This window comes from Herbaspirillum sp. Her4 (genome assembly GCF_057961335.1).
Genome location: NZ_CM176330.1, coordinates 4,022,768 through 4,039,081, shown reverse-complemented (window position 1 = coordinate 4,039,081; position 16,314 = coordinate 4,022,768). Strand labels below are relative to the sequence as shown.

At 61.6% G+C, this 16,314-nt stretch carries 16 protein-coding genes; 14 read left to right on the top strand and 2 right to left on the bottom strand.

The window, feature by feature from the left end:
• The first annotated feature begins 81 nt into the window (after positions 1–81).
• From ACWFUC_RS18320 to ldcA, 5 genes are all read left to right on the top strand, one after another.
• On the top strand, positions 82–996 hold the full coding sequence (locus tag ACWFUC_RS18320; RefSeq protein WP_489622932.1) for a DUF72 domain-containing protein: 915 nt from the start codon (positions 82–84) through the stop codon (positions 994–996).
• A gap of 155 nt (positions 997–1,151) precedes the next feature.
• The gene (queE, locus tag ACWFUC_RS18315) at positions 1,152–1,787 is read left to right on the top strand and encodes a 7-carboxy-7-deazaguanine synthase (RefSeq protein WP_489622931.1); all 636 of its coding nucleotides are present in this window, start codon (positions 1,152–1,154) and stop codon (positions 1,785–1,787) included.
• Between the two features lie 106 nt (positions 1,788–1,893).
• Positions 1,894–2,340 carry a 6-carboxytetrahydropterin synthase QueD gene (gene queD, locus ACWFUC_RS18310; RefSeq protein ID WP_034332336.1) on the top strand — a complete coding sequence of 149 codons (447 nt, stop codon included), beginning with the start codon at positions 1,894–1,896 and terminating at the stop codon, positions 2,338–2,340.
• Complete coding sequence (gene tadA, locus ACWFUC_RS18305) at positions 2,340–2,891, top strand: tRNA adenosine(34) deaminase TadA (protein ID WP_034332337.1); 552 nt, start codon at positions 2,340–2,342, stop codon at positions 2,889–2,891. Before queD ends, tadA begins: the two co-directional genes overlap by 1 nt.
• A gap of 2 nt (positions 2,892–2,893) precedes the next feature.
• Positions 2,894–3,898: a muramoyltetrapeptide carboxypeptidase gene (ldcA, locus tag ACWFUC_RS18300; protein WP_489625563.1), complete on the top strand. Its 1,005-nt coding sequence runs from the start codon at positions 2,894–2,896 to the stop codon at positions 3,896–3,898.
• 48 nt (positions 3,899–3,946) lie between these two features.
• Here ldcA and ACWFUC_RS18295 read toward each other — a convergent pair whose 3' ends face one another.
• Positions 3,947–4,522, bottom strand: a complete 576-nt coding sequence (locus ACWFUC_RS18295) for a DUF1439 domain-containing protein (RefSeq protein ID WP_489622930.1) — start codon at positions 4,520–4,522, stop codon at positions 3,947–3,949.
• 255 nt (positions 4,523–4,777) lie between these two features.
• On the opposite strand from ACWFUC_RS18295, the gene ACWFUC_RS18290 reads away from it, so the two are divergent.
• The 4 genes from ACWFUC_RS18290 to ACWFUC_RS18275 all read left to right on the top strand — a co-directional run bounded on the left by ACWFUC_RS18290 (position 4,778) and on the right by ACWFUC_RS18275 (position 9,748).
• Entirely contained in the window at positions 4,778–6,376 is a 1,599-nt protein-coding gene (locus ACWFUC_RS18290) for an ABC-F family ATPase (RefSeq protein ID WP_134136421.1), read from the top strand.
• 37 nt (positions 6,377–6,413) lie between these two features.
• Entirely contained in the window at positions 6,414–7,553 is a 1,140-nt protein-coding gene (nadA, locus tag ACWFUC_RS18285) for a quinolinate synthase NadA (RefSeq protein WP_489622929.1), read from the top strand.
• Positions 7,550–8,455 carry a carboxylating nicotinate-nucleotide diphosphorylase gene (gene nadC, locus ACWFUC_RS18280; RefSeq protein ID WP_121045571.1) on the top strand — a complete coding sequence of 302 codons (906 nt, stop codon included), beginning with the start codon at positions 7,550–7,552 and terminating at the stop codon, positions 8,453–8,455. Before nadA ends, nadC begins: the two co-directional genes overlap by 4 nt.
• A 177-nt stretch (positions 8,456–8,632) precedes the next feature.
• Positions 8,633–9,748 carry a zinc-binding metallopeptidase family protein gene (locus ACWFUC_RS18275; protein WP_209581929.1) on the top strand — a complete coding sequence of 372 codons (1,116 nt, stop codon included), beginning with the start codon at positions 8,633–8,635 and terminating at the stop codon, positions 9,746–9,748.
• Between the two features lie 109 nt (positions 9,749–9,857).
• Here ACWFUC_RS18275 and ACWFUC_RS18270 read toward each other — a convergent pair whose 3' ends face one another.
• A complete protein-coding gene (locus ACWFUC_RS18270; protein ID WP_489622928.1) occupies positions 9,858–11,201 on the bottom strand; it encodes an MFS transporter in 1,344 nt (447 codons plus the stop codon).
• Between the two features lie 160 nt (positions 11,202–11,361).
• Here ACWFUC_RS18270 and cyoA point away from each other — a divergent pair, with 160 nt between their 5' ends.
• From cyoA to ACWFUC_RS18245, 5 genes are all read left to right on the top strand, one after another.
• Positions 11,362–12,294, top strand: coding sequence for a ubiquinol oxidase subunit II (gene cyoA / locus ACWFUC_RS18265; RefSeq protein ID WP_034331667.1), 933 nt, complete (start codon positions 11,362–11,364; stop codon positions 12,292–12,294).
• A 76-nt stretch (positions 12,295–12,370) separates the two neighbouring features.
• The gene (cyoB, locus tag ACWFUC_RS18260; RefSeq protein ID WP_134222475.1) at positions 12,371–14,374 is read left to right on the top strand and encodes a cytochrome o ubiquinol oxidase subunit I; all 2,004 of its coding nucleotides are present in this window, start codon (positions 12,371–12,373) and stop codon (positions 14,372–14,374) included.
• Positions 14,367–14,993 (top strand): cytochrome o ubiquinol oxidase subunit III, encoded by a 627-nt coding sequence (cyoC, locus tag ACWFUC_RS18255; protein WP_034329230.1) that lies wholly within the window; start codon positions 14,367–14,369, stop codon positions 14,991–14,993. Before cyoB ends, cyoC begins: the two co-directional genes overlap by 8 nt.
• Positions 14,990–15,466, top strand: a complete 477-nt coding sequence (cyoD, locus tag ACWFUC_RS18250) for a cytochrome o ubiquinol oxidase subunit IV (RefSeq protein WP_039785863.1) — start codon at positions 14,990–14,992, stop codon at positions 15,464–15,466. The genes cyoC and cyoD overlap by 4 nt, the downstream gene beginning before the upstream one ends.
• A complete protein-coding gene (locus ACWFUC_RS18245) occupies positions 15,463–16,314 on the top strand; it encodes an SURF1 family protein (protein ID WP_489622927.1) in 852 nt (283 codons plus the stop codon). The genes cyoD and ACWFUC_RS18245 overlap by 4 nt, the downstream gene beginning before the upstream one ends.

Below are 16,314 nucleotides of genomic sequence, written 5' to 3'. Positions count from 1 at the left end.
CCGCTACAGTCGCGCTGGCTGGCACCAAGCGGGATGCCTTGGGTCACATCGGGACAGGAGAATCTGAACGAGGAGAGCATCATGGGCAAGATCTGGATCGGCATTTCCGGCTGGCGCTATGCGCCGTGGCGCGGCAGTTTCTATCCCGAGGGGCTGCGTCAGGACGACGAACTGCACTACGCCTCGCGGGTACTGCCTAGCATCGAACTCAACGGTTCCTTCTACGCCCTGCAGCGCCCGGAAAGCTACCAGCGCTGGTATGAAGCAACGCCGCCCGGCTTCCTTTTCAGCCACAAGGGCAATCGCTTCATCACGCACACGCGCCGGCTGCAGGATATTGATGGCGCTCTGGCCAATGTCTTCGCCTCCGGCGTACTGAACCTGAAAGAAAAGCTCGGCCCCTTCCTGTGGCAATTCCCGCCCAGCTTTCGCTACGACCCGGAGCCACTGGAACACTTCCTTAGCCTGCTGCCGCACGATACCGAGGCGGCGCAGCGGCTGGCGCGTGGCCATGAGCCGCGCATGGAGGGCAGGGTGGCGCTGGATGTCGACCGCAAGCGCAAGCTGCGCCATGCCATGGAAATTCGTCATGACAGCTTCGTGGATGAATCCTTCATCAAGCTGCTGCGCAAATACAAGGTCGCGCTGGTCGTCGCGGATGCGCCCAAGAAATGGCCCTATCAGGAGGACGTGACGGCTGATTTCATGTACCTGCGCCTGCATGGCGACAAGCGCCTGTACCAGAGCGGTTACAGCGATGAAGCCATCGACGCCTGGGCCGAGCGCATCCGGGCCTGGGCCAGCGGCGGTCAGCCGGAAGATGGGCCGCGCATCTCGGGGAGCGCGCCGCGCAAGCGGGCCAGTCGCGACATTTACTGTTATTTTGATAACGATATGAAGGTCAAGGCCCCCTTTGACGCGCGCCGCCTGATCGACCGCCTGGGCCTGAAGCTGGACTTGCCGCCGCCCGGCCACATGCTCGATGAGGATCGATGAGGTGAACCGGCCTCGAGGAGCGGCTATAATACTGCCCCTGATGCGGACAAAATGGGCTGCAATATCAGTGACTTAGTGAAGTTTGCTGAATTGCTGAAGCCCGCCGCGTGAATTCATCCCGGTGCGGCCTTGCGCCTGCCTTTCGCCTTCATATCGTGACTTACAGCATCAAAGAAATCTTCTATACCTTGCAAGGCGAGGGCGCGCACGCCGGCCGTCCGGCGGTGTTCTGCCGTTTTTCGGGCTGCAACCTCTGGACCGGCCGCGAGGAAGACCGCGCCCGCGCCATCTGCCAGTTCTGCGATACCGATTTCGTCGGCACCGATGGCGAGAACGGCGGCAAGTTCAAGTCGGCGGCTGAGCTGGCCGACAAGATCAACAGCTTCTGGCCGGCCCGCCATACGGCCAGCAAATACGTCGTCTTCACCGGCGGCGAGCCCCTGCTGCAACTGGATACGGCCCTGATCGAGGCCATGCATGCGGTCGGCTTTGAGATCGCCATTGAGACCAATGGCACCATCGAGGTGCCGCAGGGCGTGGACTGGATCTGCGTGAGCCCCAAGATGGGCTCGGAACTGAAGGTCAAACGCGGCAGCGAACTCAAAGTGGTGGTGCCGCAGCCTGGCCAGCCGCTGGACGAATATGAAAAGCTGGATTTCCAGCACTTCCTGCTGCAACCCATGGATGGCCTGCAGGCGGCCGCCAATACGCGCCTGGCCATCGAGATGGTCAAGAACAACCCCAAGTGGAAACTGAGCATCCAGACCCACAAGCTGCTCAATATCCCCTGACCGATTTTTTGCTTTTTTCTTCATGCGGCGCTGCGCCGCGTGATTACAATGGCTTCACCCGGCCTGCTGCACGGCTTGTGCGGCGGCCATCCTCGAAGAAACATTCATGCTCACCATCACCCGCAAACTCGAATTCGACGCCGGCCACCGCATTCCGGACCACAAGAGCCAGTGCCGCAACCTGCACGGCCACCGCTATACGCTGGAAATCACCCTGACCGGCGCGGTCATCGACATCGAGGGCAATTCCGACAACGGCATGATCATGGACTTCTCCGACATCAAGGCCCTGGCCAAGGAGCACCTGGTCGATGTCTGGGACCATGCCTTCCTGGTCTATGAAAAGGACGCGCCGGTCCGCGACTTCCTGGCCAGCCTGCCGGGCCACAAGACGGTCATCATCGGCAGCATCCCGACGGTCGAAAACCTGGCCCGCGAAGCCTTCGCCATCCTCAAGGCAGCCTACAAGGACCGCTACGGCACCGGCCTGCATCTGCAGAAGCTGGTGCTGCACGAAACGCCCAATTGCTGGGCTGAAATCACGGCCGACTGATGGACGGCGCTGTCCTCCCGCAAGCCATCACCGAGGCCGACCTGCGCCACATGCGCGCCGCGCTCGACCAGGCCAACAATGCCTGGGCGCTGGGCGAGGTGCCGGTGGGTGCGGTGGTGGTCAAGGATGGCGTGGTCATCGCCACCGGCTTCAACCAGCCCATCGGCAAGCACGATCCGACCGCCCATGCGGAGATCATGGCGCTGCGCCGGGCGGCCGAGAAGCTGGGCAACTATCGCCTGCCCGGATGTGAACTCTACGTCACGCTGGAGCCCTGCGTGATGTGTTCCGGTGCCATGATGCACGCCCGCCTGGCACGCGTGGTCTATGGCGCGGCCGATCCCAAGACCGGTGCGTGCGGCTCGGTGGTGAACCTGTTTGAGCAGGACAAGCTGAACCATCACACCGAACTGCTGGGCGGCGTGATGGCCGAGGAATGTGGCCAGTTACTGAAAGAATTCTTCGCCATGCGACGCGAACAAGTGAAGCAGCAACGCCTGCTCGACGCCGCCGCGCAAGGCGATGCACAAGCATCAGGTGAACCAACATGACGATGGCAACTGCTGGCCGTGAATTGCTGGAAGGACTGGTCCCGCCGGGAACGGGGGTGGCCATTGTGGCACCGTGTGGCCATGCCGGGCTGGATCCCGCCGGCGTGCAGCGCGGCGTGGCCTTGCTGGAATCGCTGGGCTGCCGGGTGCGCAATTTCTACGACCATGCCCGGCGCTACCAGCGCTTCGGTGCCACCGATGAGCAGCGCGCGGCGCAACTGATGGAAGCGGCAGCCGACCCGGAAATTGACGTCATCATGGGGCTGCGTGGCTCCTACGGCATGAGCCGCATCCTGCCCGCGCTGGATATTCCTACGCTGGCGGCCAGTGGCAAGCTGCTGGTGGGCTACAGCGATTTCACGGCCCTGCAGTGCTGCCTGCTGGCGCAATCCGGTTACGCCGGTTTCCAGGGGCCGATGCTCTCCGGTGACTTTGGCGCCGAATCGCCCAATTGGGCAGCGCTGGCGACCTTGTGGCGCACACTGACTTCATCGCAGGTGGTGGTCCACAACTATGATGGGCTGGCAGGTGCAGATCGTGCCCCCAATGGAGACCGCCGTACCGATCCGCTCAGTCCGGTGCTGCAGTGTTCGGGCAAGCTGTGGGGCGGCAATCTGGCGATGATGGCGCATATGGTTGGCCATCCGCAGTTTCCCGCGATCGACGGCGGGATTCTGTTCGTGGAGGATGTGAATGAACATCCGTTCCGGGTGGAACGCATGATCCTGCAACTGGAGCAGGCTGGCGTGCTGGCCAGGCAGAAGGCCATTCTGCTGGGCGACTTCTCGGCCTACCGCCTGGCCGAGATCGACAACGGCTACGATTTCACTGAAATGCTGGCCTTCCTGCGCCAGCGCATCGCCACCCCCATCGTGACCGGCCTGCCTTTCGGCCATGTGCGTGATCTGGTGACCCTGCCGCTGGGCGCGCACGCGGAGCTGGATGCCCGCGGCGCAGAAGGCTTCACCTTGACTCTCTCGGATTATCCGACCCTGGCCCGTCGCTGAGACTGCACGCGGCCCGGCGGGCTGCTTGCGTGCTCAGTGAAGGAATCGTCACTTTTCCTTGATTTCCACCTTGACCGCGTCCTGTTCGACCGTGATCTTGCCGGGCTCGAAGGTCTTGCCGTTCATCTGCAGCTGTTCCGGCTTGAAGGTATAGAGCGTGTAGTCGCGCAGGAACTGGTCGGCGGCGGCATTGCCCAGGGTGGTCAGCTGCTGCGCGTATTGCGGCGGCAGGTCGGTGCTGTCGACCTTGTCCACCTTCGGGGCATCCAATCGCAGCGAGCGCGTGGTCGGATCGTACTTGAATGCGCTGCTCAGGGTCAGCACCGCGTTGACCGGGCGCTGCAGGAGCAGGGGATTGGCAATCTGGGCGTCGACCACGGTATTCATGCGGTTTTCGGACGGCAGCATGCCCAGGCGCGGGTTGCTGAAGGTCACGTCGAAGATGTCCATGTAGCGCATCTTGCGCGGGAATTGCGGGGCGATGGCCGTCTGCAGTTGCTGTCTGGAGACGGTGTATTCATTGGTCCAGACGTTGTAACCGGTGTCGGCGGCCTGCGCTGGCATCAGCGGCAAGGCCAGAGCGGACAGGGTGAGGACGGCGGCGGGAAGAAGGACTCGCTTCATGCTTGCAGTTTCCAGAGTGGCAAATTGGGTCAGAGCGCCCTCGACGGGCGAAAATTCCGGGCAATTGTAAGCGTGCGTGGTCTCCTGAGGCGCACAAAGATTGGTTGTTGGCAATTTTTCACCGGCTCTCCCGCCCGCAAGGCAAGCCGCAGCAGGCTCGCGGTGGTAAAATGCCGGGTTTCGCGTGCCGCAGTTTCGTCGTGGTTTCGTTGTTGACCGGCGTACGCAAGTTACATTTTTGAAAAGGTTTTCGCAGTGCTATCCACCGCAAACATCACCATGCAGTTCGGCGCCAAGCCGTTGTTCGAGAACATTTCCGTCAAGTTCGGCGATGGCAATCGCTACGGCCTGATCGGCGCCAATGGCTGCGGCAAATCCACCTTCATGAAGATTCTGGGCGGCGACCTGGAGCCGTCGGGCGGCAACGTCAGCCTGGACGTGAACGAGCGCCTGGGCAAGCTGCGCCAGGATCAGTTCGCGTATGAAGAAATGCGCGTGCTGGATGTGGTCATGATGGGCCACGTGGAAATGTGGGCGGCCATGTCCGAACGCGATGCGATCTACGCCAATCCGGATGCCACTGACGACGACTACATGAAGGCCGCCGACCTGGAAGCCAAGTTCGCCGAATACGACGGCTACACCGCCGAAGCGCGTGCCGGCGAGCTGCTGCTGGGCGTGGGCGTGCCCATCGAACAGCACACCGGCCCGATGAGCAATGTGGCACCCGGCTGGAAGCTGCGCGTGCTGCTGGCCCAGGCCCTGTTCTCCAACCCGGACATCCTGCTGCTGGACGAACCGACCAACAACCTGGACATCGACACCATCCGCTGGCTGGAAGAAGTGCTCAACGAGCGCAATTCCACCATGATCATCATTTCCCACGATCGCCACTTCCTGAACCAGGTCTGTACCCACATGGCCGACATGGATTACGGCACGCTGAAGATCTATCCCGGCAACTATGACGACTACATGCTGGCGTCATCGCAGGCGCGAGCGCAGCAGTTGGCCGTCAACGCCAAGGCCAAGGAAAAAGTGGCCGAACTGCAGGACTTCGTGCGCCGCTTCTCGGCCAACAAGTCCAAGGCCCGCCAGGCGACTTCGCGCGCCAAGCAGATCGACAAGATCAAGGTCGAGGACATCAAGCCGTCTTCCCGCGTGAACCCGTTCGTGCGCTTCGAAGGCGAGAAGAAGCTGCATCGCCTGGCCGTGGAAACCCAAAGCATCACCAAGACCTACGACCGCGACATCTTCAAGAACTTCAGCATCATGGTCGAAGCCGGCGAGAAGATCGCCATCATCGGTGCCAACGGCGCGGGTAAAACCACTCTGCTGCGCAGCATCGGCGGCGACGTGACCGGCCTGCATCCGGATTCGGGCGAGGTGAAATGGGCGGAAAACGCCAACGTCGGCTATATGCCCCAGGATCCGACCGAGGAATTCGCCGGCGGCGAGACCCTGACCGACTGGATGGGCAAGTGGACCCAGGAAGGCGACGATGACCAGGCCGTGCGCGGCATCCTCGGCCGTCTGCTGTTCTCGGGCGACGACGTGAAGAAATCGGTGAAGGTGCTCTCCGGTGGCGAAAAGGGCCGCATGATGTACGGCAAGCTCATGCTGGGCCGCCACAACGTGCTGCTGATGGATGAACCGACCAACCACATGGATATGGAATCCATCGAGTCGCTCAACATCGCGCTGGAAAAGTACGCGGGTACCCTGATCTTCGTCTCGCACGATCGTGAATTCGTGTCCTCGCTGGCCACCCGTATCCTCGAAGTGAAGGACGGCCAGGTGATCGACTTCCAGGGCGGCTACGAAGACTACCTGGCCAGCCAGGGCATCGAATAATTCCCCCAACCGCATCAGCACAGCATTGTTGACCGCCATGCAAGCAACAGCAACCAAGGTCGTCGAATTCGAGCGACCGCAAATGGAGACCGGCGGCAGTTGTACCGCCAATGCGTGGGCCAAGGTACCGGCCACGCCCAGCACCGAGGAACGCGCGCAATTGAAAGCGCGCATCCGCCAGCTGCTCAAGGAAAAGCAGGCGGTGCTGGTGGCGCACTACTACGTCGATGGCGACCTGCAGGACCTGGCCGAGGAAACCGGCGGCTGCGTCTCGGATTCGCTGGAGATGGCGCGTTTTGGCCGTGACCATGTCGCCCGGACCCTGGTCGTGGCCGGCGTGCGTTTCATGGGCGAGACGGCCAAGATCCTCAGCCCCGAAAAGCGCATCCTCATGCCCGACCTGGACGCGACCTGCTCGTTGGACCTGGGTTGCCCGGCCGATGAGTTCGCGGCCTTCTGCGACCAGCATCCGGACCGCACCGTGGTGGTCTATGCCAATACCAGTGCGGCCGTGAAGGCCCGTGCCGACTGGATGGTGACTTCCGGCATCGGTCTTGAGATCGTCCAGCACCTGCACGCCCAGGGCAAGAAGATCCTGTGGGCACCGGACAAGCACCTGGGCAGCTACATCCAGAAGCAGACCGGCGCCGACATGCTGCTGTGGCAGGGTTCCTGCCTGGTGCATGACGAATTCAAGGGTGTCGAGCTGGAACTGATGCGCGCCGAACATCCGGACGCGCTGGTGCTGGTGCACCCGGAGTCGCCCGAAGCGGTGGTGGCGCAGGCCGATGTGATCGGGTCGACCTCGCAGCTGATCGCGGCGGTGCAATCGTCCGATGCGCCGGCTTTCATCGTGGCTACTGACAATGGCATCCTGCACAAGATGCGCGCAGCGGCTCCTGGCAAGCGTTTCATCGATGCCCCCACCGCCGGCAACAGCGCCACCTGCAAGAGCTGCGCGCACTGCCCGTGGATGGCCATGAATGGCTTGCAGAACCTGCTGCACGTGCTGGAAACCGGCGCCAATGAGATCCACGTCGACCCGGCCATCGGCCAGAAGGCCGTGGTCTGCATCGACCGCATGCTGGACTTCGCCGCCCAGCGCAAGGCCAAGGTCCGCCCCTCGGCGCGCCTTGAAGACGAACAGCAACTGTTTGCAGGAATCGGCCCCGCATGACGCTCCACGCCCTCAAGACTGCCTCGACCATCGCGGCCAGCAACCTGCGCAATCCCTTCGGTCCTTTCGATGCCGCGCTGCATGCGGCTTTCGATGCCAACGTCAACCAGGCCATCGCCGAGGATGTGGGCGACTGCGACTACACGGGCCTGTTGGTACCGGAAAACGAATTCGTGAAGGCCCGCGTCATCGTGCGCGAAGCTGCCGTGCTGTGCGGTGCACCCTGGTTCGAGGCCGTCATGACCCGGCTCGACCCGCGCCTGCAGGTCAGCTGGAGCTATGCCGAAGGCGACCTGATGGCCGCCGACAGCGAGGTCTGCACCATCGAAGGCCCGGCTCGTGCCTTGCTGACCGCCGAGCGCGGTGCGCTCAATTTCCTGCAACTGCTTTCGGGCGTGGCCAGCGCTACCCGTCGTTACGTGGAAGTAGTGCAGGGTACGCGTGCGGCCATTCTCGATACCCGCAAGACCTTGCCCGGTCTGCGCCTGGCGCAGAAATACGCGGTGCGCGTGGGCGGTGGCGCCAACCAGCGGCTGGCGCTGTATGACGGCATCCTCATCAAGGAAAACCACATCGCGGCCGCCGGCGGCATCACTGCGGCTGTGGCTGCCGCCTTGAAGCTCAACGCAGGTGTGACCATCCAGGTCGAGGTGGAAAGCATTGCCGAGCTCAATGAAGCCCTGCAGGCTGGTGCCGAATCGATTCTGCTGGACAACTTTTCCCTGGACATGATGCGCGAGGCCGTAGCCGTCAATGCGGGGCGCGCCTTGCTTGAAGCGTCCGGCGGCATCAACATGCAGACCGTGCGCGCCATTGCCGAGACCGGCGTGGATCGCATCTCGATTGGCAGCCTCACCAAGGATATCCAGGCGACCGATTTTTCCTTGCGCGTGATTGGCTGACCGGCTGAACGGCTGAACGGCCGGCCTCACCCTTGCATCGGCCTGGCGCAGTAGCTTGCACCAGGCTTCACTTTTTTGCGTTCCTGCATGCAGGAACGTATCTCGGTTTTCCCCTTCAAACGCCAGATGCCGACGACAATGCTTCGTTGGCAATGACGATAAACAACGGGGGAGCCCATGAAAACCTTTCACTGCGACAATTGCAGCGCGCAAGTCTTCTTCGAAAACACCGTATGTGGCAATTGCGGCTGGATGCTGGGTTATCAGCCACAATTGCAGGCCATTGCCAGCTTTTCGCCGCTGGAGCCGGCAGCCGCACCGGCGCCGGACGCCAACGCCGTCGTCCCTGAAGCCGGGCCGGGACGCTGGCGCAGCGTCAAGCCGCAGAATGAGGGTCTGGTGTTCAAGCAGTGCGTCAACTACTGGCGCGAAAACATCTGCAACTGGATGCTCGATGAGCGCGAGCCGCACGAACTGTGTGCCTCCTGCCGCCTCACGCGCGTCATTCCCAATCTCGACGAAGGCAACAACCGGGTGCTGTGGAGCCGCCTGGAGACGGCCAAGCGGCGCCTGCTGCATTCTCTCTGGACCTTGCAATTGCAGCCGGTACCGAAGATGGAAGATGAAGAAGCCGGCCTGGCCTTCGAATTCCTGCAAGACCTTCCGCATGGCGAGCGGGTGCTGACCGGGCATGCCGATGGCGTCATCACCATCAACATTGCCGAAGCCGATCCCGCCTACCGCGAACAGGCGCGCGAGCAGATGGCCGAGCCGTATCGCACGCTGCTGGGGCATTTCCGGCATGAGAGCGGCCATTACTATTTCGACCGGCTGGTGGCGCCAACCGACTGGATCACACCGTTCCGGGAGATGTTCGGTGACGAGCGCCAGGACTATGGCGAAGCGCTCAAGGCTCATTACGAGAATGGCCCGCGCCCCGACTGGGAAGAAAACTTCGTCAGTGCCTACGCCAGCAGCCACCCCTGGGAAGACTGGGCGGAGACCTGGGCCCATTATCTTCATATGTTCGATACGCTGGAGACTGCCTATGCCTGCGGCGTGCAGTTGCGGCCGCGCCATGAGGGCGAGCAGAAGCTGGTCATCAAGGCGCCGCCGGTGGCGGCCGGTTCCTTTGACGAACTGGCCCGCGAGTGGTTTGCGCTGACCTATGTGCTCAACAGCCTCAATCGCAGCATTGGCATGCCGGATTCCTATCCCTTCACCTTGTCTACGCCGGTGCTGCAGAAATTGCGCTTCGTGCATGAGGTGGTCAATGGCGGCGCGCCTGCTTGAGGCTCGCAGGATTGTTCACTCACATGCGCCTCGCCCATTAAAAAACCCGGAAGTTTCCTTCCGGGTTTTTTCTTCATCAGGCAAGCAGTGACGTGGAGTTCAGGCTGTTTCAGTCATCACGCCCTTCCAGCGCACGGTTCAGGCTCAGCGCAGCCAGCGAACCCACAGCGCCGGACAGCAGATAGAAGCTCACGTAAGCCATCCCGAAGTGCGCAGACAAGCCCAGCGCCACCAGCGGTGCGAAACCGGCACCGACCAGCCAGGCCAGGTCTGACGTCAGGGCCGCGCCGGTGTAGCGATAACGGGTCTTGAAGTTGGCCGTCACGGCGCCGGCAGCCTGGCCGTAAGACAAGCCCAAGAGCGCAAAGCCGATCAGGATAAAGGTGTTCTGGCCGGATTCGCCGCCATTCATCAAGCTCGGGACAAAGGCCGACAGGATAGCGATCAGCAATGCCATCGAACCCAGGGTATTGCGGCGCCCGAAGCGATCCGCAATCAGGCCCGATACCACAATGCCAGCTGCCATGATCACACCGCCCCAGATCTGGATCACCAGGAAAGCCGAGGCTTCACGCAGCGAATACAGTTTGATCCACGACAGCGGGAATACCGTCACCAGGTGGAACAGCGCATAGCTGGCCAGGGCGGCGAGGGCGCCGATGATGATGTTGCGGCCTTGGGTGGTGGCCAGCTCAACCACGCCGGCCGGCTCCAGTTCGCGTTCATCGAGCAGCTTGGCGTATTCCGGCGCCGACACCAGGCGCAGGCGCGAGAACAGGGCCACCACGTTGATGGCAAAGGCCACATAGAAGGGGAAACGCCAGCCCCAGTCAAGGAAGTCGGCCGTGGTCAGCGTGGCCAGCATGTAGGCAAACAGGCTGGCGGCGATCACGAAGCCCAGCGGCGCGCCCAATTGGCCCAGTGCGGCATACCAGCCGCGCTTGTTCGGCGGGGCGTTCATCGCCAGCAGCGAAGGCAGGCCGTCCCACGCACCGCCCAGCGCCACCCCTTGACCGACACGCAAGAGCGAGAGCAAGATGATGGCCCACACACCAATGTGTTCGTAAGTTGGCAATAACGCAATGCCCGCAGTCGAAAAGCCGAGCATGAACAACGCCAGCGTCAGTTTCACCTCTCGGCCGTAGTGCTTTTGAATCGCCATGAAGATCGTGGTCCCGATGGGGCGGGCCAGGAAGGCGAAGGCAAAGATCACGAAGGCGTAGAGCGTGCCTTCCAGTTTCGGTTCGTTGGGAAAGAAGACCGCCGGGAACACCAGCACTGAAGCCAGTGCATAGACGAAGAAGTCGAAGTATTCGGACGCGCGTCCGATCACCACGCCCACCGCGATCTCACCGGGTTCGATCGCGCCGTGTTCGTGGTGAGTGGAAGGATTGCTGGGTTGAGGCCGGAGTTGACCGGAACCTTCACCATTGTGGATGCTGGTGCTTGCCATGGCTTTGTCTCCCACTGTTAGAGGTTTAGTCGCAGTACGTGCTACAAATCCCAACCTGGCAGGTGGCAAGTGACAGGGTGGGACAAAACGTCCAATCGCCAACACACTTTATTGGCGTTACATTACCACGCTCTGATACATACGACTGGAATTTTCCTTCATGGTTTCTCAAATCCTCCGTCGCGGATTGCTCCTGCTTCCTGCGCTTCTGTTGGCTGGGTGCAACACCGTCGTGATGAATCCTTCCGGCGACATCGCTAACCAGCAAGCACGCCTGATCGTCATCTCGACCGCGTTGATGCTGCTCATCATCGTCCCGGTGATCATCCTGACGCTGCTGTTCGCATGGCGTTATCGCAAGAGCAACACTTCCGCTCCCTACGAGCCGGACTGGGATCACTCGACCCGCCTGGAACTGGTCATCTGGGGCGCACCCCTGCTGATCATCATCGCCCTGGGCCTGTTGACCTGGATCACCACCCACACCCTGGACCCGTACCGTCCGCTCTCGCGCATCGACGCCGAGCGTCCGCTGTCGCCCCAGGTCAAACCGCTGGTGGTGGAAGTCGTGGCGCTGGACTGGAAGTGGCTGTTCATTTATCCGGAGCAGGGCATCGCTACCGTCAATGAACTGGCCGCACCCGTGGATACCCCGATCCAGTTCAAGATCACTGCCTCCAACGTGATGAACTCGTTCTACATCCCGGCACTGGCAGGCCAGATCTACGCGATGCCGAGCATGGAAACCAAGCTGCACGCCGTGATCAACAAGGCCGGCGAATATGACGGCTTCTCCGCCAACTACAGTGGTGCCGGCTTCTCGCACATGCGCTTCAAGTTCCATGGCCTGGACCAGGCCGGCTTTGACGCCTGGGTGCAGAAGGCCAAGGCGGGCGCGGGCAAGCTGGACCGTGCCGAATACCTGAAGCTGGAACAGCCGAGCGAACGTGAACCTGCCCGCCTGATCGGCAGCGTCGAGCCCGAACTGTTCCACGCCATCGTGAATCGTTGCGTCGCACCCAACACGGTTTGCATGGACAAGATGATGGCCACCGACCTGAACGTGAAACCGGGCCAGCAAAAGGCCGAATGATTTCCTTGCCTGGTAGCCGTATCAGCGCAGCAGAACACCGCTGCGCCCCCATTTCCTTTTTCCCCGGGAAGTAAAGATGTCTGACAATTTTGACCTGATAAAGCTGATCTTCGGTCGTCTCAGTCTGGAAGCGATTCCATACCATGAGCCGATCCTGATCGGTACCTTCGCCATGGTGGCGCTGGGCGGCATAGTAGTACTCGGCCTGCTCACCAAATATCGCCTGTGGGGCATGCTGTGGCGCGACTGGTTCACCAGTATCGACCACAAGCGCATCGGCATCATGTACATCGTGCTGGCCATCGTCATGCTGCTGCGCGGCTTTGCCGATGCGCTGATGATGCGTGCGCAGCAAGCCATCGCCTTTGGCGACAATGCCGGCTTCCTGCCGCCGCACCACTATGACCAGGTGTTCACCGCCCACGGCGTGATCATGATTTTCTTCGTGGCCATGCCCCTGGTGACCGGTCTGATGAACTACGTCGTGCCGCTGCAGATCGGTGCACGTGACGTGGCCTTCCCCTTCCTGAACAACTTCAGCTTCTGGATGACCACCTTCGGCGCACTGCTGGTGATGGCCTCGCTGTTCGTGGGCGAATTCGCCCGCACCGGCTGGCTGGCTTACCCGCCGCTGTCGGGCATCCTGTACAGCCCTGACGTGGGGGTGGATTACTACATCTGGGCCTTGCAGGTGGCCGGGGTAGGGACACTGCTTTCCGGCATCAACCTGGTGGTGACCATCGTCAAGATGCGCGCCCCGGGCATGAACATGATGAAGATGCCGGTCTTCACCTGGACCTCGCTCTGCACCAACGTCCTGATCGTGGCTGCCTTCCCGGTGCTGACCGCCGTGCTGGGCATGCTGTCTCTGGACCGCATCTTCGGTACCAACTTCTTCACCAACGACATGGGCGGCAACGCCATGATGTACGTGAACCTGATCTGGATCTGGGGCCACCCCGAGGTGTACATCCTGATCCTGCCGGCTTTCGGCGTGTTCTCGGAAATCGTGTCGACCTTCAGCGGCAAGCGCCTGTTCGGTTACACCTCCATGGTGTATGCGACCGTCGTGATTACGATCCTGTCCTACCTGGTGTGGCTGCACCACTTCTTCACCATGGGTTCGGGTGCCAGCGTGAACTCGTTCTTCGGCATCACCACGATGATCATTTCGATCCCGACCGGTGCCAAGATCTTCAACTGGCTCTTCACGATGTACCGCGGCCGTATCCGCTTCGAAGTGCCGATGCTGTGGACCATCGGTTTCATGGTCACCTTCGTCATCGGTGGGATGACCGGCGTGCTGCTGGCCGTTCCCCCGGCTGACTTCGTGCTGCACAACTCGCTGTTCCTGATCGCCCACTTCCACAACGTCATCATCGGCGGCGTGGTGTTCGGCATGTTCGCCGGCATCAACTTCTGGTTCCCGAAGGCCTTCGGCTTCAAGCTGAACGAATTCTGGGGCAAGTGCTCGTTCTGGTTCTGGCTGGTCGGCTTCTACCTGGCCTTCATGCCGCTGTATGTACTGGGCCTGATGGGCGTGACCCGCCGCATGAGCCACTTCGATGATCCGTCGCTGCAGATCTGGTTCGTGGTCGCTGCACTGGGTGCCGGCCTGATCGCCCTGGGCATCGGTTCCTTCATCATCCAGATCGCTGTCTCGATCCGCGACCGCAAGAAGCTGGCCGATGTGACCGGTGATCCGTGGAACGGCCGTACCCTGGAATGGTCGACTTCGTCGCCGCCGCCGGCTTACAACTTCGCCTTCACCCCGGTCGTGCATGACAACGACGCCTGGGCTGACATGAAGAAGAACAACTATCAGCGTCCGCTGGGTGATTTCGTGGAAATCCACATGCCCAAGAACACCGGTGCCGGCTTCATCATCGCCGCGCTGTCCGCTGCCGTTGGCTTCGCCATGATCTGGCACATGTGGTTGCCCGCCGTGGCTGGTTTCGTCGCCCTGTGCGTGGCCACCATCGTGCACACCTTTAATTACAACCGCGACTACTACATCCCGGCCGACGAAGTCGTCCGTGTCGAAGCAGAGCGCACACGTCTGTTGAATAGCCATGTCTGAAGCAATCAACCACACGGCCGACGCGACGCCTAGCTCGCGCTATTTCGTCCGCCATCACCATCCGGAGAACGGCACTTTGCTGGGCTTCTGGATTTACCTGATGAGCGATTGCCTGATCTTCGCCTGCCTGTTTGCGTGCTACGCCGTCCTGGGCCGCAACTATGCAGGCGGTCCGACCGGCGCCGAGCTGTTCGACCTGCCGCTGGTGGCGCTGAACACCGCGCTGCTGCTGCTGTCGTCGATCACCTACGGTTTCGCCATGCTGGCCATGCAGGCCAAGAAGCAGCAGAACACCATCATCTGGCTGATCATCACGGGTCTGCTGGGTGCCGGCTTCATCTACTTCGAACTGTACGAGTTCCTGCACCTGATCCACGAAGGCGCAGGTCCGGCACGCAGCGGCTTCCTGACCTCGTTCTTCGCGCTGGTCGGCACCCACGGTCTGCACGTTTCCTTCGGCATCATCTGGCTGATCGTGCTGCTGTTCCAGATCAACAAGCACGGCCTGACCGAAGCCAACGGCCGTCGCCTGATGTGCCTGTCGATGTTCTGGCACTTCCTGGACGTGGTCTGGATCGGCGTCTTCACCTTTGTCTATCTGATGGGAGTCCTGCCATGAGCCGCGGCCACCAAGAACACCCGGCCCGACCGATGGGCCATCAAGACGACCATGGCCACGGTCATGGTCATGGCGACCACGCCGCACACGGCACGATGAAGGATTACGTCACCGGCTTCGTGCTGGCCGTGATCCTCACCGCGATCCCGTTCTGGATGGTCATGAACAAGACCATCGCGAACCCGGCAACTCTGGGCATCGTATTGCTGGTCTTCGCGGCAGTGCAGATCGTGGTGCACATCAAGTATTTCCTGCACATGAACAGCAAGTCCGAAGGTGGATGGAACATGCTGGCGATGATCTTCACCGTCGTCATCGTGGTGATCGCACTGTCCGGTTCGCTGTGGGTCATGTATCACTTGAACCACAACATGATGCCGACCATGTCGCCTGAAAACATGCCGACCGAAACCGTGCCGCAGTCGATGCAGGGTATGCAAGGCATGCAACACGGCGCAGCCCCATCGAAATGAGCCCGACGCCAACTGATGGCGTGACGCAAGGCAAAGAAAGCGGGGCGGCGCAAGCCGCCCCGGTATCCCGCACAAAGGCCAGCTTGTTGCTGCTGACGCTTTTGGCGGGATTTTTCTTTCTGGTCTTCGCTGCGCTGGGAACCTGGCAGGTCTATCGCCTGCAATGGAAGCTGGACCTGATCGCCAAGGTCGACGCCCGGGTGCACGCCGCGCCGGTGGCGCCACCCGCTGCGCAGGACTGGCCGAACGTGACCGCCGAGCGCGATGAATACAAGCGCGTGGCCTTGAGCGGCCGCTACCTGTACAGCAAGACGGTGGCCGTGCAGGCCAGCACCGACCTGGGCAGCGGAGCGTGGCTGCTGACGCCCTTGCAGATGGCCGATGGCAGCCTGGTGCTGATCAATCGCGGCTTCGTACCGGTCTCGCCGCTCAAGCTGGCGGACACGCAGTTGCCGGATGCGCCAGCGGGGCAGATGAACGAAGTGACCGGCCTGTTGCGCATGAGCGAGCAGGGCGGCGGCTTCCTGCGCAGCAACGACGCGGCTCAGAACCGCTGGTATTCGCGCGATGTGAAGGCGATTGCACAAGCCCGAACTCTGCCAGCAGGGCAGGTCGCCCCTTATTTTGTCGATGCTGATAAAGCCTCCTCAGAAGCCAATGCCGCCAGCGCTCCTGATGCGCAGAAACCCGTCGGTGGCCTGACCGTGATCGCCTTCCACAACAGCCACCTGGTCTATGCCCTGACCTGGTACGCCCTGGCGCTCATGTCGCTGGGTGCGGGCTATTGGGTGATCCGCGACGAACGCCGCTGGCGCCAGCGCATCCAGGATGCGCAAGCCAGGGGCTGA

Bases quoted from the DNA above. Each gene is read 5' to 3' on its own strand.
- ACWFUC_RS18320 (WP_489622932.1), top strand. From the start codon at position 82: ATGGGCAAGATCTGGATCGGCATTTCCGGCTGGCGCTATGCGCCGTGG.
- queD (WP_034332336.1), top strand. From the start codon at position 1,894: ATGCTCACCATCACCCGCAAACTCGAATTCGACGCCGGCCACCGCATT.
- tadA (WP_034332337.1), top strand. From the start codon at position 2,340: ATGGACGGCGCTGTCCTCCCGCAAGCCATCACCGAGGCCGACCTGCGC.
- ldcA (WP_489625563.1), top strand. From the start codon at position 2,894: ATGGCAACTGCTGGCCGTGAATTGCTGGAAGGACTGGTCCCGCCGGGA.
- ACWFUC_RS18295 (WP_489622930.1), bottom strand. From the start codon at position 4,522: ATGAAGCGAGTCCTTCTTCCCGCCGCCGTCCTCACCCTGTCCGCTCTG.
- nadA (WP_489622929.1), top strand. From the start codon at position 6,414: ATGCAAGCAACAGCAACCAAGGTCGTCGAATTCGAGCGACCGCAAATG.
- nadC (WP_121045571.1), top strand. From the start codon at position 7,550: ATGACGCTCCACGCCCTCAAGACTGCCTCGACCATCGCGGCCAGCAAC.
- ACWFUC_RS18275 (WP_209581929.1), top strand. From the start codon at position 8,633: ATGAAAACCTTTCACTGCGACAATTGCAGCGCGCAAGTCTTCTTCGAA.
- ACWFUC_RS18270 (WP_489622928.1), bottom strand. From the start codon at position 11,201: ATGGCAAGCACCAGCATCCACAATGGTGAAGGTTCCGGTCAACTCCGG.
- cyoA (WP_034331667.1), top strand. From the start codon at position 11,362: ATGGTTTCTCAAATCCTCCGTCGCGGATTGCTCCTGCTTCCTGCGCTT.
- cyoB (WP_134222475.1), top strand. From the start codon at position 12,371: ATGTCTGACAATTTTGACCTGATAAAGCTGATCTTCGGTCGTCTCAGT.
- cyoC (WP_034329230.1), top strand. From the start codon at position 14,367: ATGTCTGAAGCAATCAACCACACGGCCGACGCGACGCCTAGCTCGCGC.
- cyoD (WP_039785863.1), top strand. From the start codon at position 14,990: ATGAGCCGCGGCCACCAAGAACACCCGGCCCGACCGATGGGCCATCAA.
- ACWFUC_RS18245 (WP_489622927.1), top strand. From the start codon at position 15,463: ATGAGCCCGACGCCAACTGATGGCGTGACGCAAGGCAAAGAAAGCGGG.